Annotated in this window: 24 protein-coding genes; 1 reads left to right on the top strand and 23 read right to left on the bottom strand. The window is 46.7% G+C overall.

Annotation, left to right across the window (positions count from 1 at the left end; translation table 11 throughout):
* Positions 1 to 10: 10 nt before the first annotated feature.
* The 17 genes from JQN73_RS12430 to rfbB all read right to left on the bottom strand — a co-directional run bounded on the left by JQN73_RS12430 (position 11) and on the right by rfbB (position 18,740).
* Complete coding sequence (locus JQN73_RS12430; protein ID WP_205319097.1) at positions 11 to 571, bottom strand: sugar transferase; 561 nt, start codon at positions 569 to 571, stop codon at positions 11 to 13.
* Positions 572 to 579: 8 nt separating this feature from the next.
* A complete protein-coding gene (locus tag JQN73_RS12425) occupies positions 580 to 1,518 on the bottom strand; it encodes a UDP-glucose 4-epimerase family protein (RefSeq protein ID WP_370551362.1) in 939 nt (312 codons plus the stop codon).
* Positions 1,519 to 1,600: 82 nt separating this feature from the next.
* Entirely contained in the window at positions 1,601 to 2,389 is a 789-nt protein-coding gene (locus tag JQN73_RS12420) for a hypothetical protein (RefSeq protein ID WP_205319096.1), read from the bottom strand.
* Positions 2,390 to 2,689: 300 nt separating this feature from the next.
* Positions 2,690 to 3,802, bottom strand: coding sequence for a glycosyl transferase (locus JQN73_RS12415; RefSeq protein WP_205319095.1), 1,113 nt, complete (start codon positions 3,800 to 3,802; stop codon positions 2,690 to 2,692).
* Positions 3,793 to 4,905 (bottom strand): non-hydrolyzing UDP-N-acetylglucosamine 2-epimerase, encoded by a 1,113-nt coding sequence (gene wecB, locus JQN73_RS12410; protein WP_205319094.1) that lies wholly within the window; start codon positions 4,903 to 4,905, stop codon positions 3,793 to 3,795. Before wecB ends, JQN73_RS12415 begins: the two co-directional genes overlap by 10 nt.
* Before the next feature lie 7 nt (positions 4,906 to 4,912).
* Positions 4,913 to 5,296, bottom strand: coding sequence for a GtrA family protein (locus JQN73_RS22785; protein ID WP_205319093.1), 384 nt, complete (start codon positions 5,294 to 5,296; stop codon positions 4,913 to 4,915).
* A 3-nt stretch (positions 5,297 to 5,299) separates the two neighbouring features.
* Positions 5,300 to 6,226 carry a WxcM-like domain-containing protein gene (locus JQN73_RS12400; RefSeq protein ID WP_205319092.1) on the bottom strand — a complete coding sequence of 309 codons (927 nt, stop codon included), beginning with the start codon at positions 6,224 to 6,226 and terminating at the stop codon, positions 5,300 to 5,302.
* Positions 6,227 to 7,198: a glycosyltransferase family 2 protein gene (locus tag JQN73_RS12395; protein ID WP_205319091.1), complete on the bottom strand. Its 972-nt coding sequence runs from the start codon at positions 7,196 to 7,198 to the stop codon at positions 6,227 to 6,229.
* Positions 7,186 to 8,292: a DegT/DnrJ/EryC1/StrS aminotransferase family protein gene (locus tag JQN73_RS12390; protein WP_205319090.1), complete on the bottom strand. Its 1,107-nt coding sequence runs from the start codon at positions 8,290 to 8,292 to the stop codon at positions 7,186 to 7,188. The genes JQN73_RS12395 and JQN73_RS12390 overlap by 13 nt, the downstream gene beginning before the upstream one ends.
* A gap of 127 nt (positions 8,293 to 8,419) precedes the next feature.
* Positions 8,420 to 9,877 carry a hypothetical protein gene (locus JQN73_RS12385; RefSeq protein ID WP_205319089.1) on the bottom strand — a complete coding sequence of 486 codons (1,458 nt, stop codon included), beginning with the start codon at positions 9,875 to 9,877 and terminating at the stop codon, positions 8,420 to 8,422.
* A 147-nt stretch (positions 9,878 to 10,024) separates the two neighbouring features.
* Positions 10,025 to 13,087: a glycosyltransferase gene (locus tag JQN73_RS12380; RefSeq protein WP_205319088.1), complete on the bottom strand. Its 3,063-nt coding sequence runs from the start codon at positions 13,085 to 13,087 to the stop codon at positions 10,025 to 10,027.
* Positions 13,088 to 14,440 (bottom strand): ABC transporter ATP-binding protein, encoded by a 1,353-nt coding sequence (locus tag JQN73_RS12375; protein ID WP_205319087.1) that lies wholly within the window; start codon positions 14,438 to 14,440, stop codon positions 13,088 to 13,090. It lies immediately after the preceding gene.
* Positions 14,430 to 15,284 (bottom strand): ABC transporter permease, encoded by an 855-nt coding sequence (locus JQN73_RS12370; RefSeq protein ID WP_205319086.1) that lies wholly within the window; start codon positions 15,282 to 15,284, stop codon positions 14,430 to 14,432. The genes JQN73_RS12375 and JQN73_RS12370 overlap by 11 nt, the downstream gene beginning before the upstream one ends.
* Positions 15,285 to 15,317: 33 nt before the next feature.
* Positions 15,318 to 16,229 (bottom strand): dTDP-4-dehydrorhamnose reductase, encoded by a 912-nt coding sequence (gene rfbD, locus JQN73_RS12365; protein WP_205319085.1) that lies wholly within the window; start codon positions 16,227 to 16,229, stop codon positions 15,318 to 15,320.
* Positions 16,226 to 16,771 carry a dTDP-4-dehydrorhamnose 3,5-epimerase gene (gene rfbC, locus JQN73_RS12360; RefSeq protein ID WP_205319084.1) on the bottom strand — a complete coding sequence of 182 codons (546 nt, stop codon included), beginning with the start codon at positions 16,769 to 16,771 and terminating at the stop codon, positions 16,226 to 16,228. The genes rfbD and rfbC overlap by 4 nt, the downstream gene beginning before the upstream one ends.
* Before the next feature lie 2 nt (positions 16,772 to 16,773).
* On the bottom strand, positions 16,774 to 17,661 hold the full coding sequence (gene rfbA, locus JQN73_RS12355) for a glucose-1-phosphate thymidylyltransferase RfbA (RefSeq protein WP_205319083.1): 888 nt from the start codon (positions 17,659 to 17,661) through the stop codon (positions 16,774 to 16,776).
* A complete protein-coding gene (gene rfbB / locus JQN73_RS12350; RefSeq protein ID WP_205319082.1) occupies positions 17,661 to 18,740 on the bottom strand; it encodes a dTDP-glucose 4,6-dehydratase in 1,080 nt (359 codons plus the stop codon). The genes rfbA and rfbB overlap by 1 nt, the downstream gene beginning before the upstream one ends.
* Before the next feature lie 460 nt (positions 18,741 to 19,200).
* Between rfbB and JQN73_RS12345 the strand changes: the two genes are divergently transcribed.
* The gene (locus tag JQN73_RS12345) at positions 19,201 to 20,028 is read left to right on the top strand and encodes a symmetrical bis(5'-nucleosyl)-tetraphosphatase (RefSeq protein ID WP_205319081.1); all 828 of its coding nucleotides are present in this window, start codon (positions 19,201 to 19,203) and stop codon (positions 20,026 to 20,028) included.
* A 60-nt stretch (positions 20,029 to 20,088) separates the two neighbouring features.
* On the opposite strand, the gene JQN73_RS12340 is transcribed toward JQN73_RS12345, so the two are convergent.
* The 6 genes from JQN73_RS12340 to JQN73_RS12315 all read right to left on the bottom strand — a co-directional run bounded on the left by JQN73_RS12340 (position 20,089) and on the right by JQN73_RS12315 (position 25,147).
* On the bottom strand, positions 20,089 to 20,862 hold the full coding sequence (locus JQN73_RS12340) for a 1-acyl-sn-glycerol-3-phosphate acyltransferase (RefSeq protein ID WP_205319080.1): 774 nt from the start codon (positions 20,860 to 20,862) through the stop codon (positions 20,089 to 20,091).
* Entirely contained in the window at positions 20,859 to 22,160 is a 1,302-nt protein-coding gene (locus JQN73_RS12335) for a dihydroorotase (RefSeq protein ID WP_205319079.1), read from the bottom strand. Before JQN73_RS12335 ends, JQN73_RS12340 begins: the two co-directional genes overlap by 4 nt.
* Before the next feature lie 235 nt (positions 22,161 to 22,395).
* The gene (locus JQN73_RS12330; RefSeq protein ID WP_168055666.1) at positions 22,396 to 23,355 is read right to left on the bottom strand and encodes an aspartate carbamoyltransferase catalytic subunit; all 960 of its coding nucleotides are present in this window, start codon (positions 23,353 to 23,355) and stop codon (positions 22,396 to 22,398) included.
* Positions 23,348 to 23,896 carry a bifunctional pyr operon transcriptional regulator/uracil phosphoribosyltransferase PyrR gene (pyrR, locus tag JQN73_RS12325; protein WP_205319078.1) on the bottom strand — a complete coding sequence of 183 codons (549 nt, stop codon included), beginning with the start codon at positions 23,894 to 23,896 and terminating at the stop codon, positions 23,348 to 23,350. Before pyrR ends, JQN73_RS12330 begins: the two co-directional genes overlap by 8 nt.
* A 138-nt stretch (positions 23,897 to 24,034) precedes the next feature.
* Positions 24,035 to 24,421 (bottom strand): Holliday junction resolvase RuvX, encoded by a 387-nt coding sequence (gene ruvX / locus JQN73_RS12320; protein ID WP_205319077.1) that lies wholly within the window; start codon positions 24,419 to 24,421, stop codon positions 24,035 to 24,037.
* Positions 24,422 to 24,541: 120 nt separating this feature from the next.
* Positions 24,542 to 25,147 (bottom strand): YqgE/AlgH family protein, encoded by a 606-nt coding sequence (locus JQN73_RS12315; protein WP_240162564.1) that lies wholly within the window; start codon positions 25,145 to 25,147, stop codon positions 24,542 to 24,544.
* Between the last annotated feature and the right edge of the window lie 134 nt (positions 25,148 to 25,281).

Below are 25,281 nucleotides of genomic sequence, written 5' to 3'. Positions count from 1 at the left end.
TCAGATCACCTTAATGTGTCACATTGTCTCGACGCGCTACTTTCAATAGCGTAAGAAAAATTATTCTTATATCTAAAAATATCGAACTATTGTGCATATACTCAACATCAAGCTTCACTTTTTGAGAAATCGGCAATTCATCCCGTCCATTTACCTGCGCCCAACCAGTTAAACCCGGCCTCAACTTGTCAACATCATACTCCGTACGCAACGAAATGAGATCATCTTGATTAAATAACGCAGGCCGCGGTCCAACAAAACTCATGTCACCGCAGAGAATACTCCATATTTGAGGCAATTCATCCAAACTGGATTTTCTTAAAAAAGATCCATTAGATGTCAAATATTTGTTTGCATCAGTCAATAAATGTGTAGCTACCGCTGGGGTATTTACTTGCATCGTACGAAATTTAGGCATTCGAAAAATCTTATTGCCACGCCCGACGCGATCTGACCAGTAAACAATTGGACCTTGGGATGCTGCCAGAACCCACAAAGCAATAAAAATCATAGGAATGCATAAAAAAATAGATGCAACGATAGCCAAAAATAAGTCAAAAAACCGCTTCATATAAACACCTAACTTTCGAACTCACGTTTCACTGTTTCTTTCAAGCCATCTTCTATGGATATGGGGGGCGCCCAGCCTAATATTCTTTTTGATTTACTGATATCAACTTGCAAAGATCCCAGAAGACGTTGCGCCAACGGACGTTTTCCTAAAATACCAGCTATTCCCATTAATAAAAAAGGAGGAACTGAAAACAAAAATGAGCGCTTCTCGAATGCAATTGCGCAAGCACGGAGTACTTCCGAAATTGACAAATCAGTTCCATCCGACACGAGAAATATCTCATTCGCTGCGTCCGGATGCTCTATACAGCATAGAATTAAGCTTATTAAGTTTCCCAGATATACAAAACTTCTTTTATTTCTCACTGCGCCAAAAGGCAACGGTATTTGAGCGCGCGCCAAACGTAACATGCTTGCAAAATTGGCCTTAACACCTGGACCATAAATCAACGGGGGTCGAATGATAACAATCTCTAAACCTGTTTCCTTACCCAATTCGAGTAAACCTAGCTCAGCCTCGTACTTTGAAATTCCATAAGCATCTTGGGGACAAGGAAAATCCTGTTCGGTAAATTTGACGCCATTTATTGTCGCTTCGCCATTAACTTTAATTGAGCTGATAAAGATAAATCGCCTCACGCCGGCCGTCGCGGCCTGCCTGGCTAAATTCAATGTACCGCCAACGTTCACGCGTCTGAATTCAGCAAGAGGGTCGCTAGCGCCATCCTGCATGATGTGCACCCGCGCCGCGGAATGAATGACCGTGTCTATTCCTTTTAGGCAACATGACCAATCTGTTAGCTCATCAATATTTGAGATTAATTCAGTTCGAGCATCCGTCAAAATAATTGCAGTTCTAATAGCACAAGTCAACTTAGCCCCGTGTTCGATCAAGGCTAACGCTAGCGCGCGGCCTACGAACCCTCCGGCCCCGGTAAGAAGAATGCCATTATCTATTTTTGTATTTGAAATTTGCAGATGCGTCCCATCAATAGATTGCCGGTTATTACAAGCGCCGAAGCGATTTTTATAATTTCGACTTTTTTTGTACGATACGGTCCCAACTGATCTTCAAGTAGGCGCTAGATGTGAAGAATCTGAAGGCGCTGCCCACATGCCATATTAAATAACGCAACTTTTTATGACTATCGTGTTGGGCCTCATGAATGACTTTCGCTCGCTTACAGACCAATATTTTACATTTAGCCAGCCGAGCCCTTGCGCAAAGATCGACGTCTTCGTAATACATATAATATTTTTCATTTAACCCGCTCAATTTTAAAAAAATATCGCGCGGAATCATGATGAACATACCAGCGACCCAATCGGGCATGATGGCATCGTCATTGGCGATAAGTACTTCAGGTGTCAGTGGTGAGTTACAAAGCTGACCAATTAATTTTCTACATAATAAATATGGACTCGGAAAATTGCGTGCACTCTCTTCAACCTGATATCTTCCATTTAATATTATCGGCGCATAAATGTTATCTGGCATTTTTTTTTGCAAATGCAATAATTCGTCAAATGGATCGTCCACGAGTTTAATATCCGGATTTAAAATCACAAAATTCTTCCCCGTACTCAAAGCGTAAGCCGCGTTGTGATTTGCAGCAAAGCCTTTTGGTGTAATATTTTGTATAACGCGAATAGCAAAAGGAAGCCGAGTAAAATTTATTTTAAATTCTTCCTGCAAATTGAGTGTCAAAATAACTTCGATATCATCCCTATTTATTCGCGATATATCTCGAATCAATTCTTCTATATATCTACTGTGACCGTGACTTACAATGGATATTGAAAATATTTTTTGCATAATTTATAAATATCGATGAAAGGACGTCAAATCGGTCAAATCGAGTCCAACTAATAAAACCAAAAATAACAAACAAAGAGCATATATTTGTCGGCACTGGTCAGCCAGTTCACAAGACTTACATCAGGACTTGCAATTGGATGCTAAAATAGTAATAGCCTGCGGCAACTAATCCGATGGAAAACCGTTTTGGTCTGACTACTAAGTCCTTTTGTCCAAAATTTTTCTTCCCAAACAAACAAAAAGAAACGCTCAATTACGTAGCTATAATTAATAGCCGATAAGGAGCCGCAATTCAATTTACAGCCTCTGAGTAACAGCTGTGAGCAATCCGCTCTCGGTAAAACGCTTTAACCATGAATTTTTTGCCCTAAATTCTTCGATTTCGCTTAACTTATCTTCAAATGCCATTGCTGCGTTAGTTAATGCGACCAAATTACTATTTTTTTCCACGATAAAAACACCTTCATCCCCGTGCCGCAAGGCCATCTGTCCAAAGCTTGTAGATATCACAGGCAAACCCAGCGCACGATATTCGTAGTATTTAATTGGATCAACTGCTGCAGTTAAGTTAGTAAGTTTAAAAGGAATTAAACCAATTGAAAATTCTCCCATAAGCTTCATGGCTGTGCCATGATCGCAAGCAGGTAACATCTCTAGATTTTGCGGTAAACGTCCTGGGGGCATCGAGTGCACGGGCCCAATCAGGCGGATGCATACGGAAGGATTCGAAGCTGCCAAACAAAAAACGAGGGACCAATCGAACCATTCGGAGATGGTACCGACGTAGCCTATAACGGGCTTATCAATACGCCCTTTTAAGCTAACGGGTGGGAGGCTATCGACCGCGCAGGCATTAAGAGCGAGGATGAGTTTTAAACGGTAAGAAGCAAATTTGTCGACTAAGGTCGCAGAAGACACTGATATTTGGCTCACTTTTGCCGCAACTGCCTGTTCACGTCGCCTCATTGATAAGTGCGATAGCCCGCAATAAAACGCAGGAAAATCATCCATAGCGTCGTATAGCGAAAAAACAGTCGGATTTAAAGCAATTACTCGAAGCGCCAGTTCTGAAGGTTTACCAATGACTATCTGGCATTCCCCATCTTTTATAAAACTATTAACTCTCTGAATTACTTTATTCCAAAGCAGTCGATTAAATAAGGAAATACCTAGCAACGGTTCAATCGGCAGTACTCTTGGGCTAACGATAGTTAGCCAATCGGGTGCAACTACTTCTCCATTTTTTGCGCGGCCTCTGGTTCGTAAATCTGCAAGCCGAGGGAGTCGTGTTGGATAAGGATCAATCCATAGGACCTCTTTTCCACGAGTTGCACGAAACCACTCCACAAATTTATGAGGGCGCTGCGCAAAACTCGCCCATGGAACAGGCGAGAAATAAATCAATCGCATTGTTGTATATACTCTAGCAATACCCTAACAATTCTGTCAGCAGTAAGGCCGTCCCCATACGGGGAAACCCCTCTAGCCATTTCGCGGTAAGCAGATTCATCGTCCAATAATAGTTGAGCCTCTCCAACGATGCATTCAAAATCACTACCGACTAATTTGACAACCCCGTCTTCAACTGCCTCTGGTCGTTCCGTTTCTCGTCGAAGTACTAAAACGGGTTTTCCCAATGCAGGTGCTTCTTCCTGTACCCCTCCTGAGTCACTCAGAATTAGATAAGCTCGTTGCATGGCGCCAACAAAAGGTAAATAATCGAGAGGGTCGCAAAGAACGATCCGAGGATGCCCGCCTAACAACTCGTGTGCTACCGACTGGACATTAGGGTTTGGATGCACCGGATAAAGGACCTGTACATCCTCATTTCGCTCTACTAGCGCCAACACTGCGCGGCAAATCTCACGGATCGGCTCCCCAAAGTTTTCGCGGCGGTGCGCAGTCACCAATATCAAACGCTTAGAATCGTCCAGCTTTACACCGATACTCGGACGAGTATCGGCCACGGATTTAAGTGCGTCTATAACGCTATTGCCTGTGACCCAAATTTGATCTGGTGGAACACCTTCTTTAACAAGGTTATTTCGCGAGCTCTCTGTAGGAGCAAAATGCCAGCGAGAAAGTTTTCCTGCGATCACACGATTTAATTCCTCGGGGAAAGGATTGTCCATATCCCAGGTACGCAAACCGGCCTCCACGTGGCCAAAGGGAATTCGATGATAAAAGCACGCTAATGCAACTGACATGACAGTGGTTGTGTCGCCCTGTGCCAAAACTACATCCGGTTTTTCAGTTATTAATACTTCGTCAAGTTCGAGGAGCAAGCGCCCAGTTAAAGTCGTAAGTGCCTGATTAGGACGCATGATATTGAAATCGATATCTGGCTCAATATTAAATACCTTTAAAACTTGATCCAGCATTTGGCGGTGCTGAGCGGTAGCCAATACACGAACATTAAATTCTTTACATTTTTTTAGCGCCAGGATAATCGGAGCCATTTTTATAGCTTCTGGACGTGTGCCAACCACGCAGATAATTTTCTTGGGTGTCATAAGTAATCTAACTTTTTAGTAATACGAAACGGCTTAGTAAAAAACTGAGCGGCAAGGTCACGACAATTACAAATAGTGGTGCGAAGGTCGCCGACAATCCCAACACTCGTACTAAAAATCCCAGTAACATCGCGCCCAAGGCGTACTGAACCAAGTAAATCAACGGAAACCAAATAAAGGTTTTTATGGAAACTCGTTTTTTAAACACAAACAAAGCGCTCATAAAATATGCGAACAAAATACCGAACGCATATGACAGCAAGTAGGCTATTTGGTAATCCAATGTTCTTTTTAGTGCGACGTATACACCAAATGTCACTGCGGTGTTCATGGTGCCAGTAACTAAAAATCGAAGAAATCGAAGGTTAAGAAAATGGCGTAAAAAACTCATCGGTTACTCCGTTAAATCTATAAACTCGCCGTATTCGCGGATATAGTCATCAGCATCATAAAAATCGGATGCAAAAACCAGCAATATCGCATCGGGCGAATACTTGTATTGCGTGCCCCAGGTCATCGGAGGCAAGTACAATCCAGTAGCAGGTGAGTCAAGCATAAATTCTTGTCTGGCTTTTCCGTCGTCCGCCACCACAGCACAACGTCCCTTTACGCAAATTAAAAATTGATGACATACCTTGTGAGCATGCTGTCCTCGTGTTTCCTCGCTGGGGACATCAAAGACTAAGAAGTAGCGCCGAGGAATAAAAGGAATCTCCCGTTCGAACTCACCAACGGATAGACTGCCGCGCAAATCATTGACATGGTTGAAGTGATGCAATGTCACGCCTCGAACTTGCGTCGGATCAACCGGTCCCAGTTTTGTCCCTTCACGCACGTCTACTGGCATGAATGGAAGGGAGTCAACATAACCGGTAATACGGGCCGGATTCCCCACCACTATCGCATTAGGTGGAACTGATTGCGTAACCACAGCACCGGCGCCGATCATGGCGCGCCGTCCAATGACTAAACCGGGAAGGATTGTTGCGTTTGCACCGATCGAAGCGCCAGCGCAAACCAACGTTTTTTCGAATTCATCGGGATACTGCTTGCTTCTTGGTCTGCGATCATTTGTAAATGTCACGTTAGGTCCGACAAAGACATCATCCTCTAGAGTGACTCCATCCCATAATTGCACACCGCATTTAATCGTTACCCGGTTACCCACGGAAACTTTGTTTTCAATGAAAACACCATCGCAAATATTGCAATCGATTCCTATGATGGCATCCGGAAGAATATGCGCAAAAGCCCAGACTCTGGTACCTAAGCCAATGTGAGCCGACTCGCAAATAGCGTTTGGATGTATATAAAATGACATTTACGATTCCCTTTGTTCCATTTGTTTTTGTTGGTCTGGGAATTTGAACTCGCGCAGAATGATTGCTAAGGGTCTATGCTTGGTGTTTTCGTAACCTCTCCAAGCATAAGAACCAACTAGCCCAAGACCAAATGTGTTAATTCCACCAAAGAAAAGGACCATCAACATGGTTGCAGCGTAGCCGGGCAATGTCAATAAACCTGACAGTCGGGCAAATAAGACTAACAGTCCAAAAAATACCGAAACTGCTACCCCTACAACACCCAGCCCTAACAGAAATTTTATCGGCAAATCAGTGAAAGCAAATACACTGTCCATCAAATAATTAATTTTTTTTCGAAACGTCCAAGCTGAGACGCCGTGAGTTCTTTCACGACGATCATAGGAGACTTGCTTGCGCCTAAAGCCGAGCCAAAAAATCATTGCGATGAGAGAGGTATTCGCCTCCTCACAGGAGAGCAAACAATTTCTAAAAGCTTCATTGCAGCCGAACACATCTACGCCCCCCTCGGGCATCTCTTGAACTATAAATTTCCGATACACCGTCCAAAATATACCCGAAGAAATGCGACTATAAAAAGGGTCGGCGCGCCCTTCTCGTGAGCCAACCACCACATCGAATTCGTTTGCTTCTAAAATTCGGAAAAAACTCAAAACCAATTCCGGGGGCTCTTGCAAATCGGCCGCCATGACAGCAAAGTATTGACCACTTGCATTCTGCAGTCCAACGCGTATCGCTGAAAATGAGCCGAAATTGCGCGACAGCAGAATTAAACGTGATCTAAATGACTCTTTAGGTAAACGCGCCTGTAACATCTGTGCCGACGCATCGGGGCTCCCATCGACTACAAACACGACCTCGAGCTGACCGTTTAATTCTTTGTTCATTGAATCAACGGTCGATATCAAATCGTTAATTGACTCTTGATTTTTATATACTGGAATAATTAACGAGTACATCAAGGTATCCATTTATTCACTGCTGCAGCTACCCAATTTACCTCTTCGTCGTTCATTTCCGGGAAACAGGGCAACGTTAGCACTTCGTTACACAGCACTTCTGAAACCGGAAGTACAACATCGGAAAAGCGATCAAGAAACATAGGTTGTCTGTGATCCGGCACTGGAAAGTGAATATCATGGGGGACGTCTGATGCACGTAAATGCTGTGACAGAGAAGCTCTTTGTCCAGTACGAATAACGTAGAGGTGAGCGACATGGTCCGCTCCAGAAACACGGGGCAAAATAATCCGGGGATGATTGATGAGCGCCCCATACAAACCAGCGATAGCCGACCTGCGCGCGTTCCATTCGTTTAAGAGAGGTAATTTAATCCTTAGAATAGCTGCCTGAATTTCATCCAAACGACTGTTTCGGCCATAACATAAGGTCGAACGATACTTTTGATCCCAACCATACTGCCTAAATTGCTTAACACGCTCTGCTATCGTAGCGTCTTTTGTCACGATCGCTCCGCCATCTCCCAAGGCGCCCAAGTTCTTAGTTGGATAAAAACTAAATGTTGCAAGGTCCCCCCAAGAGCCAGCTTTTTTCCCTTGGCGATAAGCCCCATGGGCTTGTGCACAATCTTCCATCAATTTAATGCCCTTTGATGACGCAAGATTCGATATCTCATCAATATTGGCTAGATTTCCGTATAGATGTGTAACGATAATAGCTTTAATATCTTGCTTATCTAAAACTGCCTCTAATGATTTAACGTCCATATTGAATGTCGTCGCATCAACATCCACATAGACCGGCACCGCATCTATAGCATTGATCCCAATAGTGCCATACCCTCCAGCGTTTGCTACAAGTGCGACCTTCTGACCTGCCTGCACCCCCAACGCTCTTAAACCAAGCTCAATGGCGTCAGTCCCATTAGCGACACCGATAGCGAACTCAACTCCACAGTACTGAGCAAACTCCTTTTCAAAACTGCCCACTTCTGAACCTAATATATACCAGCCCTTGTCAAAGAAACGTTTAAATACGCCGCTAATTTGAGCTTCCAGGGGTTGATTATGTCGAAATAAATCATTAATCGCTTTTAGAGGTTTCATATATTTTCTATAATTTCTTAGAAAGTGAAAACAGAGATCGGAACGAGGTAAAAATACTTTAGAATTCAAAAAAGTGTCTAATAATTCTGATGAAGTAAATGCCAATCCTCGTTAGTTAAGCCGATTCTTAGTCAGTGTTAAGTGGTCTTAGGTCAACCGTCTTCCCGTAACAATCAGAGGAAATCTTATAATCGGATTCTAATGTCGTCCATCCTTTGGATGATAGCGCTCCGATCTCAAACCCTGGATAAGCTTTTGAATTTTTTGGAACATAAACGAACCATTTATGTTCCAGCCCCATCACACGCGAAAGATATTCACCGTTATGCATATACCAAGGCGAAAACTCATTAGCACCTAGTACACACAATGCGTCATTAGGGCGAGCCTTCAGGGATTGCTCGGTTATACTTGCCAACACCGCGCTACTCTCTTGCGCCCGTTGATCGTACCAAGCCGCAACACTTTTTCGGCCAGAAAAATCAATATTTGCTACCAATATAGCTGAAAGAATCAATACTATCGGCGCAACATAGCGTGCAATACGGGTCCATTTAACTGAGCTGGAAATAGAATGTGCACCACCGATAACTGAGCAGTAGGCGGCAATGAATAAAAATGGCAACCATATGTATTCGTAGTAAGCATTAACATGGTTCGGTAAAAGTGAATACGGAAGCATTACACTAAAAGCACACCCTAAAAAATATAAAGCATTTAAACGATACAATTTTTTACTTATTAAAGTCATCAATAATGTTATAAATACACATGCAATTACCATATTGCCATGCATATACATGGCAGGATGGTTAGCGCCAGATAGGTACTCCACCATGGTTTTAGCGATAGAGACCGGCGATATGTTAACGTAATAGGACGATGACTGTGAAACCACCCCAAGAAATTGTGTAGCTGAAAAGACTTTAAATGCAATGACAAGTGAACTGGCAATTAATAACCCCGCTAAGCCAATAAGTCGGACCTCTTTAACGGCTGAAAAGCTTAAAAATAAATACAAATAAGAAAACGCAAACAAAACCAAAAAATCTTCTTTTGCTGTTACGGAAAGAATAATCGCAATTAACGCCATCCATGCAAACCGAAGGCTATTATTGGAAAAGGCCTTCCGAAGGTAAATGACAGAGACAACGCCTAAGCAACCAGAGACTAGATGGGTAATCATCCCGGTGTATCGGGAATACTCGACGACCATGGGTGAAGAAAATAACAATACTGCAAAAAAACAGGCCAACCACCATCGATAATTTTTGGGTTCCGTTAGTTCAAATAAACTCAAACACAAAAAAACATAAATTACCGCCAAAAATCTGATTGTCCAAATAAGAAAATTCGGGCCAATAGAAGATAATGCGCTGATTAAAAATCCTGATAAAGGTCTAACTCCCCATGATAGATTATGAGTGGTCGCGGCATAGTTGGTATAATCATCATGATGAACTGGTATAGACGAAGGAACCCCAGGAGATACTGAGGTGTAGGCTCCTAAATAAAATATCACCCAAAGAATACCAAGAGTAATAACATATTTCCCCAGACCATTTAATTTTTGTTTTATTACCACAGTCGTCATCCCTACAAGGCTAGAAATTTTTAAAAAAATCGAGTCAATATTTTAAATCTATTTTTAATTCTCTGTTTGCTTACAACAAAGTTAAAAATATTGTTTTTTAAATGCTATGTATTCGGGTAACCAGAGACGCATCTCTTATTACTCTATTTTTTCAATTCGATAAGAGTGCGGGATCCACGGGCCCCATTTTCTTTCATAAATTGCTTTATTTCGCTCAATTAAAGCTTCCTTATCTTTGCTAGGTAATTTATTAAAGGATGCGGACAACTGATGGTGAATAAATACATCTCTAGCGCATAATATTTTTAATCCAGAAGCCTCCACCCGACGGCAGTAGTCGTCATCTTCGAAAAATCCGAGTCCGTATTCCTCACTCAACGGCCCGCAAGCCTCATATGTTAGCCTTTGCATCATTACGCAAAAGAAAGCCGCATTTTTTATTGCGAACGTATCCCCCATCTTGCTGAGCGTGTAATTAAACGCTTCAACAGGCATATCTGATATTTGTTTATAAGATGTTTCAATGCGAGCTTCGTTACCGATATTATTGGTAACCGGCCCAATTAAGCCTATCGACTTATCAGCCTGTAAATGCCGCATTAATGTCATCGCCCACCCTTGAGTGACTACGGTGTCGTTATTTAGCATCACCAAATAATCTCCTGTTGCTGCGGCTAGGCCAACATTATTTCCCGCCGCAAAGCCCAAGTTGTCATCGTTTAATATTACTTTAGTACTCGGATAATTTTTTAGAAAGGTGGCAAGATAAGCTCTCGTTTCGTCAATCGAAGCGTTATCGACTACGATGATTTCAAGATTTGGATAGTCCGATTTTTCCACAAGACTGACTAAGCAAGCGATAGTCAGATCAAGATTGTTATAGGTTAGAACTACCACGCTAATTTTAGGCAATGCTAAGGATTTTATGGCAACATCCAACTCCGCCACTCTATGGTCCCAAGTCTGCTGAGATCCAAATGCCTTGCGTTCCGATTCTCTCGATGGATCAACTTTATAAGATGTCTTCGCCTTGGTAACCAGTTCTACAAATTCATCGACTGATTTGGCCCGCTGAACCAAATCCCCAAACTGCGCGATTTCTGGGAGATCTACACTAACAACTAACTTGCCAGCGGCAAGATATTCGTAAATCTTTACGGGGTTCGTCGCTAATGTAAGAGGAATCACCTTAAACGGAAGTATACACACATCAAATGCATGAAGGTAGAAAGGCAGTTTTGAATAGGCCACTTCCCCTGTAAATACGATATTTTTGATATCTTTAAGGGCTAAGCTCGCCCCCGCTGTATCGTTACCGACCAGTAGAATCAAGTCGTCAGGATTCGCAGCAGCGATAGCCCGTATAATTTCGAGATCGAACCACTCAGCGATAGCGCCGTAATAGCCAATAATTTTCCGCCCATTGGTATCGACATACACCTCCTCGGGACTGTCTGCAAAATGCTCATACTCACAAGCATTTCGGACTACCGCGATGTTCTGTGCAGACTCGCGCGCAAAACTCTCCAGCCACGACGAAGTGACGACCACCAAGTCGCTACGCTGAAGCATGTTCTTTTCTATTTCGATCAATTCCTCAGGGACATTGCCGAATCCTTCATGGTGATCCATGCAATCGTAGACGCGATAAGTATTAGGCAAACGGAGGACCAATGGATACCAATACGCGTGTTGGATGATCGAAAGACTTGAGAGTGCCGCGAAATCCATAACGAATCGGGCCATACTAGCCTCAATCATAATCTCCGCATGAGAAGTCGGAGGTGCGAAGTAAATCGCTGGCGCGCCCCGAACATGAAGCTTTATCTGATAAATCGGAAGCAAGGGGTCCAATTGTTCAATGTCATATCCGGGTTCGACAGAGTCGATAAAGTGATTGCTAAAGAAAAATACCCGACTACCGGCCTTTGCAAAACTGCGTGCCAATTGTTGGGGACGCTGGATACGGAAATGCCAATCTATTACTGAGAAAACAAAGACATCACGCTCCTTTCCTTGACCTAAAAGCAAGCTGTTTTCATTAAAGGAGTTTATTCGCGCTGTATTAAGCGAGTTCGACAGCGACACAGTACTGGGCGACAATGGTTTTAGGCGCATCAAATTACTACGCAATTTTTGCTTAACATTTAAGCTCAATGGCAACGATTTATAGAGAGCTCTCGCCAAAATGCGCCCATATTTTCTTGCAGCGTAGGCAATTGGTGCGGAATCGATGCTGGTGGCCCAATCAGATATCTTCATCAATTCAAGCTGCTGTAAAGCATTAATTTGCTTTTGTTTGCTAAATATTTCCTTCACTTCCGCAAGCTGTCTCACATAAATTTGCTGCTGGGTTTCGCCAATCTTTATCAATCCCTTGCGCTGAATTGTATTGACCTGCTGCTCTGACCACCAATTAAAAAATTCCTTAGCCTCGGTGCGCCACTCAGCCATCTCTTTTTGCAAGTCAGCTTTCTCACGTTCGCGCTCCTCCAAAACAATACTTATACGAATCGCATCGAGTTGCGCAATGTGACAATCACTTAAAGTGAGTCGGAGATTGTCAATCCAGTTGGTATCGACATAGGCCAAAATTACCTGGTCGCCGCTCCAACGCGTATTTTGGAGTTTTCGGCAATCCACCACCCGAGACCAAATTAATCTAAATCCGTTCGCCAGCCGTAGAGGGATGTTCTCTGGGAGGAAAGAGAAGAAATGCTCATCAATTCGTTCCATTTCCTTATAGGGCAGAGCCAGTACAATGGCTTTCTTCGCTCGCTGGCAAATAGAGTTCAAAGCGACGTAGGGTTTGTGAAAGTGTTCGAGCGTATTCGACGAAAACACTACGTCAAACATTTCTTCGCAGACACTTCCTTCAACTAACCAGTCTTCGTTGATAAATCGAATAGAAGGGTAGCGCTGATTAGCTTGGTCGATTGCTACGGCGGAAAAATCGACGCCTGTAATTTGGGTCGCGTCGATATAGCTCGCCCAAACGTCTGTCCCATCACCTTGTGCGCATCCCCAGTCAGCCAGCGTTAGCGAATTCCGCTTCAACTGCTCAACCAGCCAGAATGGTAGATGTTCGATCGCAAGGGAGGCAAAAAAACGAGATTGCCTTGGGCCGTCGTGCTCCTCCCAGTTTTCTGCGAAACGGCTATCCCAATATAGATCGGAATTGATGATGTCTTGATGTGTCATTTATTCCTCCAAAATCTGCTGCTCGATCAGCGGGTGCAATAATCCAAAAAACCGTTCATTGGAGAGCGATGAAAAGTAATGGGCACCCTCCACGTATTCGTAATAATGTATATCGCGATGCTGACGATTTTCGATAGCCGCGACTAATAAGTATTTACCAGTGACCAGCGGATTTGATAGTCTGAACGAGACACTAAAACGCTCCTTGTCAGGCAGCTGTTCATCGCTGGAATCCTGAGTCGTAGAAACAAAAAGATCGGTTCCCTTCAGATCCTTGATTGAAAACGCAATACTAAGATGCTCACGAGAAATAGTCGTCGGAACGTCAACCTCAATAACGATATTAAGCATTGCCCCCCAGTCATGAACGTCTCTGCGCATGCCATGTTGGTCACGAACGGAGGCCGAGAGAATCATATTTTTATGTGACCCCCAATGCGTAACGGGCCGCGAATCCAGGCCCGTTCGAGGGCTGCTCTGATCAGTCGTAATTTCGGTTGGTCCTGCCAGGAACGCTGCTCCTTGATCTGTTTTTGCTATCTCGATAATCCCTAACGCGGTCGATTTCCGCTCCTTGGAAATTTCTTCACGTAAAGCTTCTTCTTTCGTGCCCTCATCCTTGAACATAAATTCTGTGAACCTTCCCGTCACAGGGAAGACGTCTCCCAGCTCCACAACACGCCCTTTGTCTAACCAAATGGCTCGTTCACACAATGTGCGCACCGACCCTACGTCATGGCTGACAAATAAGATCGTGGCGCCGTTATGCTGAATATCTTTGATGCGGCGCATACACTTAGCGACAAAGCGCGCATCCCCCACCGCCAAAGCTTCATCGACAATTAAAATTTCTGGATCGACGTGAATTGCTATTGAGAACGCAAGGCGTGTGTACATACCGCTAGAATAAGTTTTAACAGGGCGGTCAAGAAAGTCCCCCAATTCAGAAAAGGTTAAAACGTCCTCCATTCTGGCTTCCATCTCTTCTTGGGGCACGCCGAGAATCGCGGCATTTAGAAATACATTCTCGCGGCCAGTAAATTCAATATTGAATCCAGCCCCCAACTCGAGTAACGCCGCTACCCTTCCACGAGTGCGTACCGTACCAGCAGTAGGTGAAACGGTGCCACAAATCATTTGGAGCAGCGTGGATTTACCACTGCCATTGCGTCCGATGATCCCCACCGTCTCGCCTTTCCCGACGGAAAAAGATACGTCCCGCAGAGACCAAAATTCGCGAAAAAATTGCTTCCCACCACGCGTCAGCATTTGCTTCAGCCGATCTCTCGGCTTATCGTAAATGTGGTAGCATTTACTAAGACCTTCAACTTGAATGGCGAAATCAGAGGACATCGGAAAATCCTTTTCTGGTTTTTTGGAACCAGGCGTACCCTATCCAGGCGACGACAAACGCAGCGAGTGTATACACACTTAATCCAACAAAATTCGGCAAATGCCCCCAAATCAAGACCTCACGTGCCTGCTCAATGATAAAAGTGAGAGGATTGGCCATTATGAAAGGACGGAATCTTTCAGGCACCGCGGTCACCGGATAAAACACAGGGGAAAGGAACATCAGCACTGTTGTAATGATCGCAACTGTCTGTCCTACGTCGCGCAAAAATACGCCTAAGGATGCCAGCATCCACGATAGGCCCGTGGTTAAAATTACCAACGGTAACAACACCAGGGGAATGAAAATTGTCGTCCAGTGCAAGTAGCCATTAAATATAACAAAAGCACCCAACAGAACACCTAGGCTGACGAGTCCGTGAAAAAGAGCGGCACCCGTAGAAATTACGGGCAAAATCTCAAGAGGAAAAACGACTTTCTTGACGTAATTTACGTTTGAAAGAATCAATCCAGGCGCACGATTGATCACTTCACTAAATAGATTTAGTACGATCATTCCAACAAAAAGAACAACAGCGAATTCGGTTTTGCTATCGTTTGCGCCGACACCTCCCCATCTGGATTTAAAAATCTCAGAGAAAACAAACGTGTACACGACCAACATAAACACTGGATTGAAGAATGACCAAGCCATACCCATGGCCGAGCCTTTGTATCGGCCAACCACTTCACGTCTGGTCATTCGGACAATAAGCTGTCTATTGCGCCAAAGACTTCTTGCCAATGCTTGTAATGAAGACGGCTGTGCCGAATGAGGATTAATTGATATGGGTTGGTCTGTCATATCAATTGCCACACTATTACGAATAGGAAGTTTTTATGGTTTCGCATTTATTCCTTGTTTTAGTTCGCGTATACAAATATTCAAATCGGAGTGCCAATCTGGCAATTCATGCTCGAATATTGTTTGAAATTTATTCACATTTAAGCGAGAGCTATGCGGCCTTGCCGCGGCAAGAGGATAAGCTTCTGTGGGAATTGGCTCAATAGCGTCAACTGACAGCTTAAGGGCCAAGCCCTGAATGCCCGCTTGTTTCACAACGTGTCTCGCATAACCATGCCATGTAGTCTCGCCGCCCGCACATAAATTGTAAATGCCGGCAGTGGCCGCGATGTGCTTGACAGCCGCGTCCTGATTCCCTAATGCGGCGGTTGTAAGACGGGCAATCGTACGCGCCCAAGTTGGCGCGCCCGTTTGATCCGCGACGATCCGAATAGTTTCTCGTTCTTGCGCCAGACGTAATATTGTTTTGAGAAAATTTCCGCCGTGAACGCCGTATACCCAACTGGTGCGCAAAATCCAATGCGCTTCACAGGCCTTTGCTACTGCAATTTCACCTTCCCGTTTGGTACGCCCGTAGACACTTTGCGGATTTGGCGTATCTTCTTCAGTATAGGGGCTCTTCTTCGTGCCATCAAAAACGTAATCAGTACTGTAATGAATCATCGCCGCACCCAGCTTTTGCGCTTCTTCGGCCATCACTCCAGGCGCCAGACCGTTGATGCGCATCGCCAGTTCTGGTTCGCTCTCCGCTTTGTCCACCGCTGTATAGGCTGCCGGATTAATGATCAGGTCAGGCTTCACGGAACGAATGACGTCCCTCACTTGATCAAGGTCCGAGAGATCCATTTGGTTGCGATCAACTGCGATAATTTCGCCCAGGCATTTAAGACTACGCTCAAGTTCAAATCCAACTTGACCCGTTTTTCCGGTCAGCAGAATTTTCACGGAAACACCTCAGCGTCAGCCAGCAATGCAGCGACCTGGTCCTTGGCCGAAAGCAAAGGGCTGCCATCGATAGGCCACTGGATGCCAATCGCGGGATCATTCCAGAGAATCGAGCGTTCAAACTCGGGTGCCCAATAATCGGTCGTCTTGTATAGAAATTCGGCAGATTCGCTGGTGACAACGAAGCCGTGCGCGAAGCCGGGTGGCACCCACATCTGGCGTTTGTTCTCGGCCGAGAGAACAACTCCCACCCAACGACCAAACGTCGGCGAGCTTTTACGGATATCAACAGCGACATCGAATACTTCGCCAGCCACAACCCGGACCAATTTCCCTTGCGGCTGCTGGATTTGATAGTGCAGACCGCGTAGTACGTTTTTAGCCGACTTGGAGTGATTGTCTTGCACGAAAGTGGTCGTAACGCCCGTCAACTCTTGAAAGCTGCGCTCGTTAAAACTTTCGTAAAAAAATCCGCGATCATCCCCGAATACTTTGGGTTCGATAATTAAGACGTCGGGAATATCAGTGGTTTGAATGTGCATTCTTAGTAAACCTTATCTGTCAATAATCGCAGCAAATATTGACCGTAGCCGTTTTTCTTTAATGGTTGCGCCAGAGTTTCGAGTTGTTCCGCGCTGATGTAGCCTTTGCGAAAAGCGATTTCCTCCGGGCAGGCCACCTTCAGGCCTTGACGATTTTCTATCGTGGCAATGAATTGACCTGCTTCCAGCAACGATTCATGGGTGCCAGTATCCAGCCAGGCCATTCCGCGGCCCATCAGCTCAACGTTCAGTTGATTGCTCTCAAGATAGACACGGTTAATGTCGGTGATCTCTAACTCCCCGCGCGCAGAAGGTTTGATACCTGCCGCAATATCGCAGACCTGTTGATCGTAGAAATATAAGCCAGTCACCGCGTAGTTGGACTTCGGATGGTGTGGTTTCTCTTCAATACTGACCGCACGGCGTTGGTCGTCGAACTCAACAACGCCATATCGTTCCGGGTCATGAACGTGGTAGGCGAAGACTGTTGAGCCTGATGTACGGGCTGACGCTGTCCGCAACTGACTTTCGAAATCATGCCCATAATAAATGTTATCGCCGAGTATTAGTGCGGAAGGCGCGTCCCCAACAAACTCGCGTCCGATAATAAACGCCTGTGCAAGCCCATCGGGAGTCGGTTGTACCGCGTATGTCAGCGTCAAACCCCACTGGCTGCCATCACCAAGTAATTCCTTGAAGCGCGGCGTGTCTTGGGGCGTCGATATAATCAAGATTTCGCGGATACCGGTTAACATCAACGTCGTCAACGGATAGTAAATCATCGGTTTGTCGTACACCGGCAATAACTGCTTGGAAACCGCCATCGTGACCGGGTATAGACGCGTTCCTGATCCCCCTGCGAGAATAATTCCTTTGCGTGCTAACGTCATTAAGTATTCTCCTTGCTGCCGCTACGCTGGCTGTAGTTCTGTTCCACCCATTTCAGATAATCGCCCGATTGAACATTATTCACCCACGGCTGATTATCGAGATACCACTGGACGGTTTTGCGGATGCCTGTTTCGAAAGTCTCGGCTGGTTTCCAACTTAACTCCTGAGCAATTTTGCCCGCATCAATGGCATACCGACGATCGTGTCCCGGGCGATCCGTGACGTAAGTGATTTGATCGCGGTAGCTACCGCTGCTCTTTGGATCGAGATTGTCTAGAATGTCACACAAAACGTGGACTACATCCAGATTGGCTTTCTCATTCCAGCCCCCAATATTATAAACCTCCCCCGGCTGGCCCGATTCCAGGACGCGGCGAATTGCAGCGCAATGATCGCTGACGTAAAGCCAGTCGCGTACCTGTTGTCCATCGCCGTAGATGGGTAACGGCTTCCCGGCACGAGCGTTGGTGATAATCAGCGGTATGAGTTTTTCAGGAAAATGATACGGGCCGTAATTGTTCGAACAATTAGTCGTTAGGGTCGGTAAACCGTAGGTATGGTGATACGCACGGACCAGATGGTCTGATGCAGCTTTAGAGGCCGAATATGGACTATTTGGGGCGTACGGCGTGGTTTCTGTGAACGGAGCATCGTGTGCGCCCAGTGTGCCGTACACCTCGTCGGTTGAAACGTGGAGAAAACGAAAAGCTTCTTTATCAGTCACGGCCAGAGCTGACCAATGCGCGCGCACAGCTTCGAGCAAGCCGAATGTGCCGTTCACGTTAGTTTCGATAAATGCAGCCGGACCATGAATTGAGCGGTCAACATGGCTTTCTGCTGCGAAGTGAACAACCGCACGCGGTTTATACTGGTCCAGCAACGCGGCAACGTGTGCAGTATCACCGATGTCACCATGAACGAAAATATGTCGTTGGTCTTCTTTGACACTGGCGAGATTATTGATGTTACCCGCGTAGGTCAGCTTATCGAGATTGATTACCGGTTCGTCGCTTTGTGCCAGCCAGTCGAGTACAAAATTGGAGCCAATAAAACCGGCACCGCCAGTAATTAGAATCATGTGAGTTTCCCGGGTGCGTTTGTAGATGAAGTTGAGCCACCGCCGCTAATAAAATGTCCGGCGTGCAAATAAAGCAGGTTTGTCATTATCCACTATAATCGCCCTCATTAACTTATCAAAAATACACCGAATACCTAGTAAGCCCTGCAGAATGAGACTTAAGGTAACATTTTGTTGCAAATTGGCATTCTATTGGGTTGCAATAATAGCTATTTAAACTCTATTCCAACAAGATAAAATATTATTATATGGACAACTCCGCGCTGCCATAATTACCTTTCGTTAATTTATTTGTCGTCTGTTTCGAGTGTTTTACAGTCGTGGTCGCGATCAGGCCCATCGGTTTCGTTGTCACTTCTCATCATTTCCGCTAAAACGTCCCCACATATCCAAAACAACCGGGAGCATAAAAGCGAATGCCCTACAATGACGCATCCGCACTTCGGCTATCGAATTAGACATGACAACCAACAATACGTACGCCATCGGCGACCTGCAAGGTTGCTACCAAAGTCTGGTCGAATTACTGGCCAAAATTGATGCGGCGACTCCTCAAGCTAAATTGATTTTTGTCGGCGATCTGGTGAACAGAGGGCCGAACTCGTTAGCCACTTTACGGTTGATCCGCTCTCTTGGTGATCGCGCACAGGCAGTGCTTGGGAACCACGATTTGCATTTACTGGCGGCGGCACATGGCATTCGTAAATTGCATCGACAGGACACCTTAGCGCAAATCCTGGACGCGCCGGATTGCGATGAGCTTCTGAATTGGTTACGGCAACGACCATTGGCCCTCTTTGAGAATAGTCATTTGCTGTTACACGCAGGCGCGTTACCGCAATGGTCGGCGGCGCGGACATTGGCGCTAGCACGGGAAGTCGAGTCCGTTTTACGAGGTCCCGATTGGGTAGCTTTTCTGCATGAGATGTATGGCAACGAACCGACGCGCTGGGACGATGCGTTACAAGGAAGTGCGAGATTGCGTTGCATTGTAAATGCGTTGACCCGCTTACGGTTTTGTACCGAGGACGGAGCGATGGAATTCACAGCGAAGGAGAGCAGCGGCACCAGTTTACCCGGTTACTTGCCCTGGTTCGACGTACCCCAGCGCCAGACCGAAGACGTAACCGTCGTATTCGGCCATTGGTCTACTTTGGGCCTGACGTTAAGGCCAAACTTGATTGGCCTCGATACCGGTTGCGTGTGGGGCGGACAGTTGACCGCCGTCCGGCTACAGGACCGGGCTTTATTTCAGGTGAGCTGTCCACAGGCACAAAAGCCTGGGTGAAGGTCCCGGGCAGCACTAAAACCAGCAGCCAATATTAATTATCAATATTAACTATCAATATTAGTTACCGACGCCGGTCAGGATAGCCAGTGGTTCCTCTAAACGTCCCTGCGCCAACGCTTCGGAGATGGCGGAGCGGGCCGTTGCGGCCAGAACGCGTCGATGTATTCCTGCTGTTTCAATCGCTTTAAGCTGAATTAATTCTGCCTTCATGGGAGCCGCTTTCATGATCGTAATCATGCTTTGCGCAAAAGTCATTTCCCCGATGAAATCTGCCGCGACATGGAACTGTCCCGACGCATCGATGTATCGCAAAGCGTATGGCTGGATCGGCACCTGTGCATCGACTGCAGCTTCGAATAAGTTTGCATGAAACGGAAGAATGGCACCCTGCGCAGCCGTCGTGCCCTCTGGGAAAAACGCGACGCGCTCACCAGCGTGAATACTGCTAACCAATCCCTGGAAAATCCGACGCACATCGCGTTGTTTTCCGCGTGCAATAAAAATTGTGTCAGCCTGGGCGCAAAGCCAACCGATTAACGGCCAATCGCGGATATCTGACTTCGCGACAAAACGGCAAGGTTCGATTGAGTTGATCACGAAAATATCTAGCCACGATACATGGTTGGCGATAATCAATGCGGGCGATTCGACATTCCGTTGCTGCGGATTACGCAGCTCGACAGTCACCCGGCAGATGGCTAATACCTTCACTGACCAACGCCGAATGCGCCAATGACGGCCAGCGGCGTTAGTAAACGGGAATACAAACGCGCAGGTCCCCAGGCCGACGAACAAATGCGCAATTATCCTGAACAGCCGATAGGCGATCATGCCGGTTCAGAAGCTCGTTCGTAAGCGATTTGACCGGCAACGATAGTCGCCTTAACCTGCCCGGTTAATTCGTAACCTAAAAATGGCGTGTGCTTGCCTTGACTCGCAAGCGATTTAGCTTCCACCGTCCAGCGTACTGCCGGATCAAAAAGACAGATATCGGCCACACTGCCGACGCCTAACTGACCTGCTGTCAAGCCGGCTGCGCGTGCAGCATCATGGGTAATTTTCGCCAAAGCTCTGCTTAGCGGATGCTCAGAAGGTGCAACATGTTCCTCCGCCCATTTGAGCGCAAGCGACAACAGCAACTCAAGTCCAGTAGCGCCCGGCGTAGCTTCACCGAACGGCAGCAATTTTTCGTCGTCGTCGACCGGTGTATGGTCCGAGCAGATTGCATCGATGGTGCCATCCAGCAAACCTTGCCGAATCCCGTCACGGTCACGTTGCGACCGGAACGGTGGTGTCATTCGCGCATTCGAGTCAAAGAAGCCGATGTCGACTTCGGTCATGTGTATATGATGCGCGCCGACGTCGCAAGTGATCGGTAACCCTTCTTTTTTTGCCAACCGCACCAAATCAACACCGGCTGCCGAAGAAATTCTGCATAAATGTACGCGCGCACCAGTTGCGCGAACCAGCTCGAAAATCGTGTACAAACGGATGGTCTCAGCCATCACGGGAACCCCCGATAAGCCTAAACGAGATGCCACCGCCCCGCTGTTGGCGATGCCGTCGTGACCCAGATACGGATCTTGCGGACGCAGCCATACAGTGTAATTAAACGTCTGTGCATACTGTAGTGAACGTAGCAATACGGTCGTGTCCAGAATTGGCTCATCTGCCTGAGAAAAGCCGATACATCCAGCATCGGTCAGCTCAGACATTTCGGTCAGCTCACGCCCCTTCAATCCGACCGTCAAAGCGCCGAGCGGATAGACATGCGCCTGATTCAATGATTTGGCACGGTATTTCAACATCTCGACCAGACCGGGTTCATCCAGCACCGGATCGGTATCCGGTGGGCACACCAGACTGGTGACGCCGCCCTGCATCGCGGCCTGCATTTCTGACTCGAGAGTGGCCTTGTATTCATAGCCGGGCTCACGCAGACGAGCGCTCAGATCGACCAGGCCGGGGGCAACGATCAACCCGCTGGCATCGATTGTTTTGTCGGCAACAAAATCGGCGGGAGGCTGGCCGACAGCGATCACCTTGCCATCGGCGACGTATAGGTCTTGCCTGGCATCGATACTATTTGCCGGGTCAATCAAATGACCATTTTTAATGTGCAGTTTCATGTATAAAAATTTTTCTTAGCGCGTTTATTTAATGGCACAAAATCGTTGGTGAAGCCACGTGTGAAATCATTAATCGAATAATTAATCGAATAATTAATCGAATAATTAATCGAATCGTTATTGATTCACTCATAGCCCAACGATGATATCGATACCTCTGCCCGACGACATGATTCAAATAAAGGCGTCAAAGTCCATGCGCTTTTATCGACCGTCGAACATTATTTTCCACAATTCAATTCCCTGCCAAAATACTCATCACCGCCATCCGTACCGCAATTCCAAACGTCACCTGCGGCAGGATCACCGCTTGCGCACCATCAGCCACCGCAGAATCTATTTCAACGCCACGATTCATTGGTCCCGGATGCATCACAATGGCATCCGGCTTGGCCAGCGCCAGCCGCTCGGGAGTCAGCCCATAGCTCTTGAAAAATTCTTGCGCCGAGGGTAGCAACGCACCGGTCATCCGTTCATTCTGAAGGCGCAGCATAATGATGACATCGACGCCTTTCAACCCTTCATTCATGTCGGTAAAAACCCGCACTCCCATTTGTTCCAACCCACTAGGCAATAACGTGCGCGGTCCGATTGCGCGGACCTCAGGCACCCCTAGAGTCGTCAGGCCGTGTATGTCGGAACGCGCGACGCGGCTGTGCAAAATGTCACCGACTATGGCCACAGTCAGATTGGTAAAATCTTTTTTGTAGTGGCGAATGGTGTACATGTCGAGCAAACCTTGGGTCGGATGTGCATGACGTCCGTCACCGGCATTGACCACGTGCACGTGCGACTGCTTGGTGTCGGTCAGATGTTTAGCGATCAGGTATGGCGCGCCGGATTGCGAATGACGAACCACAAACATGTCCGCGTGCATGGCAGCAAGATTGTCAATGGTATCCAATAATGACTCGCCCTTGCTGGCGCTGGATGCAGAGATGTTCAGGTTGATCACGTCAGCAGATAAACGCTTGGAGGCAATTTCAAACGTAGTACGGGTTCGCGTGGAGTTTTCAAAAAACAAATTAAACACGCTTTTACCGCGCATTAAAGGGACTTTTTTTACATCCCGGTCGCTGATGCCGACAAACGACGATGCAGTATCAAGGATATGCGTAACAACCGACGTTGGCAGTCCTTCGATGGTCAGTAAATGTTGTAGTTCGCCGTGTTTATTTAGTTGGGGATTAAGCATTGTGATGCACAGTCAAAGAAAGTTCGCCATTTTCGGCGCGGTCAAGTTCCAGCGACTCGCCAGCCAGCAATGTGACGGCTTTGGCGACAAAATCTGCGGCAATCGGTAATTCACGGCCGCCCCGGTCAACCAGAGCCGCCAACATAATTTTTGCCGGCCGACCGTAGTCAAATAATTCGTTAATAGCGGCGCGCGTAGTGCGCCCGGTGTAAAGCACGTCATCGACCAGCAAAATGGTGGCGCCATTAACGTCGAAGGAAATGTGCGTTGGCTTGATATCGGCGCGCAGTCCCTTTTCGGCAAAATCATCCCGGTAAAATGACACATCCACAAATCCCAGTCGGTCCTTATCCGTCAGGTGCAACGCGTTCACTAACCGTTCCGCCAACCAGGCTCCGCCAGAATAGATTCCGACCACGGCGATTTTATCGGCGTCGGCCAAGCCGGCAATGACCTGTGCTTCTAATACCCTATATAACGCTTCCGCATCGTATCGCGAGGTGATTGAAGGAGGTGAAGATGGTGAGTTAGCTATCGTCATGAAAATTCATCTTCCTATCGTTAATTAGTCTGGTTAAGAGCGTCTGCCTAAAAGACATTTAGCCTAAATTGTGTGGAGTCCATTCGGTGTGCGTAGCAGCGCGTGTATTCCAGTGCGCGCAAAACCGAGCAAAACACCTCATTCAGTCCAATCATCAAAGTATTGCTGCAATATGATCGCCGCAGCGCGGTCGTCAATCAACTCTCCGCGCTGATGCGCAATCACAGCCGACGAATAGCGCTCGTCGACCAGTATGGTGGCGACACCATAGCGACCATGTAGTTGATTGGCAAAACGACGGCAGCGTACGCTCATCTCGTGATCTGCGCCATCCGGATGCAACGGCAAGCCCACAATACAACGCGCAGGTTGCCACTCCCGTATCAGTGCGGCGATTTGATCAAACTTGCCATCGTTACTAATCGCACTGATAATGGTTAATGGTTGTGCCTGCTTCATCATGGTGTTGCCAACCGCAACGCCTACGCGCTTCAGACCAAAGTCAAATCCCAGGATGGTTTCCATTAGGTGACCGCCGTAGCGTTCGGAACGTTTTGCACAACGTTTTTTGCAACGTTTTGTGCAACGTTTTGTGCAACATTAAATGACGCCCTCACCACCTCCTCCGAGGCGTCCTTTATCAACTCAAGCACGGCCCGACTCTCCAGTGAGCATATAGGGATCGATACCGAGTAATTTTAAGGCCGCAAAAAAACGCTGTTCAATTGGCAGATCGAAAATAATCGCGGGATCTGCTGCAACGGTCAGCCAGCCATTTCGCGCGATTTCTCCCTCCAATTGACCTGCGTCCCAGCCGGAGCAACCAAGGCTGACCATTATCTGGGTCGGTCCATTGCCATGCGCAACCTCTTCGAGCACGTCCTTAGAGGTCGTCATCGCGATCTGATCTGTGACTTTCAGGGTCGATGAGTAGGTTTTCAGGGCAGAATGCAGCACAAACCCGCGCTCCACCTGCACCGGACCGCCAAACATGACCGGACGCGTGGACATGCTGTCACCAAACTTGGCTCTGGTATCGGAATAAGCGACGGGATGGGTATGCTGCGGTGCGATTTCAAGTGTCAGATCAATGCGCTCAAACAAGACATCCATCGTCATGTCGGTGGGCTTGTTAATGACAACACCGAGCGCGCCGTTGGCATTATGTTCGCACAGATAAACCACACTGCCCCCAAACACCGGGTCCAGCATCGTCGGCATAGCAATCAAAAAATGATTGGTGAGGTCCATCGCCACTGAATCTTGCGGTTGATTGGGTGTCGCAGCAGGATTGGTCTGCCATGATGCTTCAGGATTTTTTTCTAGCTTAGCCATAATCTTCATTTTATCAGTTTTAAATGTGACTATCCTGCTTTGAATACGCG

It is taken from the genome of Glaciimonas sp. PAMC28666 (assembly GCF_016917355.1).
Lineage (GTDB): Bacteria > Pseudomonadota > Gammaproteobacteria > Burkholderiales > Burkholderiaceae_D > Glaciimonas.
This window is presented reverse-complemented; position numbering and strand designations above follow the sequence as displayed.

Excerpts from the sequence above, each read along its gene's own strand:
- rfbC (WP_205319084.1), bottom strand. The coding sequence starts at position 16,771 with ATGCACATTCAAACCACTGATATTCCCGACGTCTTAATTATCGAACCC.
- JQN73_RS12335 (WP_205319079.1), bottom strand. The coding sequence starts at position 22,160 with ATGAAACTGCACATTAAAAATGGTCATTTGATTGACCCGGCAAATAGT.
- JQN73_RS22785 (WP_205319093.1), bottom strand. The coding sequence starts at position 5,296 with ATGAGTTTTTTACGCCATTTTCTTAACCTTCGATTTCTTCGATTTTTA.
- wecB (WP_205319094.1), bottom strand. The coding sequence starts at position 4,905 with ATGACACCCAAGAAAATTATCTGCGTGGTTGGCACACGTCCAGAAGCT.
- JQN73_RS12330 (WP_168055666.1), bottom strand. The coding sequence starts at position 23,355 with ATGCTTAATCCCCAACTAAATAAACACGGCGAACTACAACATTTACTG.
- rfbB (WP_205319082.1), bottom strand. The coding sequence starts at position 18,740 with ATGATTCTAATTACTGGCGGTGCCGGTTTTATTGGCTCCAATTTTGTA.
- JQN73_RS12415 (WP_205319095.1), bottom strand. The coding sequence starts at position 3,802 with ATGCGATTGATTTATTTCTCGCCTGTTCCATGGGCGAGTTTTGCGCAG.
- JQN73_RS12315 (WP_240162564.1), bottom strand. The coding sequence starts at position 25,147 with ATGGACCTCACCAATCATTTTTTGATTGCTATGCCGACGATGCTGGAC.
- JQN73_RS12340 (WP_205319080.1), bottom strand. The coding sequence starts at position 20,862 with ATGATCGCCTATCGGCTGTTCAGGATAATTGCGCATTTGTTCGTCGGC.
- JQN73_RS12395 (WP_205319091.1), bottom strand. The coding sequence starts at position 7,198 with ATGGATACCTTGATGTACTCGTTAATTATTCCAGTATATAAAAATCAA.
- rfbA (WP_205319083.1), bottom strand. The coding sequence starts at position 17,661 with ATGACGTTAGCACGCAAAGGAATTATTCTCGCAGGGGGATCAGGAACG.
- JQN73_RS12375 (WP_205319087.1), bottom strand. The coding sequence starts at position 14,440 with ATGTCCTCTGATTTCGCCATTCAAGTTGAAGGTCTTAGTAAATGCTAC.
- JQN73_RS12345 (WP_205319081.1), top strand. The coding sequence starts at position 19,201 with ATGACAACCAACAATACGTACGCCATCGGCGACCTGCAAGGTTGCTAC.
- ruvX (WP_205319077.1), bottom strand. The coding sequence starts at position 24,421 with ATGGAAACCATCCTGGGATTTGACTTTGGTCTGAAGCGCGTAGGCGTT.
- JQN73_RS12400 (WP_205319092.1), bottom strand. The coding sequence starts at position 6,226 with ATGTCATTTTATATACATCCAAACGCTATTTGCGAGTCGGCTCACATT.
- JQN73_RS12430 (WP_205319097.1), bottom strand. The coding sequence starts at position 571 with ATGAAGCGGTTTTTTGACTTATTTTTGGCTATCGTTGCATCTATTTTT.
- pyrR (WP_205319078.1), bottom strand. The coding sequence starts at position 23,896 with ATGACGATAGCTAACTCACCATCTTCACCTCCTTCAATCACCTCGCGA.
- JQN73_RS12370 (WP_205319086.1), bottom strand. The coding sequence starts at position 15,284 with ATGACAGACCAACCCATATCAATTAATCCTCATTCGGCACAGCCGTCT.
- JQN73_RS12420 (WP_205319096.1), bottom strand. The coding sequence starts at position 2,389 with ATGCAAAAAATATTTTCAATATCCATTGTAAGTCACGGTCACAGTAGA.
- JQN73_RS12380 (WP_205319088.1), bottom strand. The coding sequence starts at position 13,087 with ATGACACATCAAGACATCATCAATTCCGATCTATATTGGGATAGCCGT.
- JQN73_RS12390 (WP_205319090.1), bottom strand. The coding sequence starts at position 8,292 with ATGAAACCTCTAAAAGCGATTAATGATTTATTTCGACATAATCAACCC.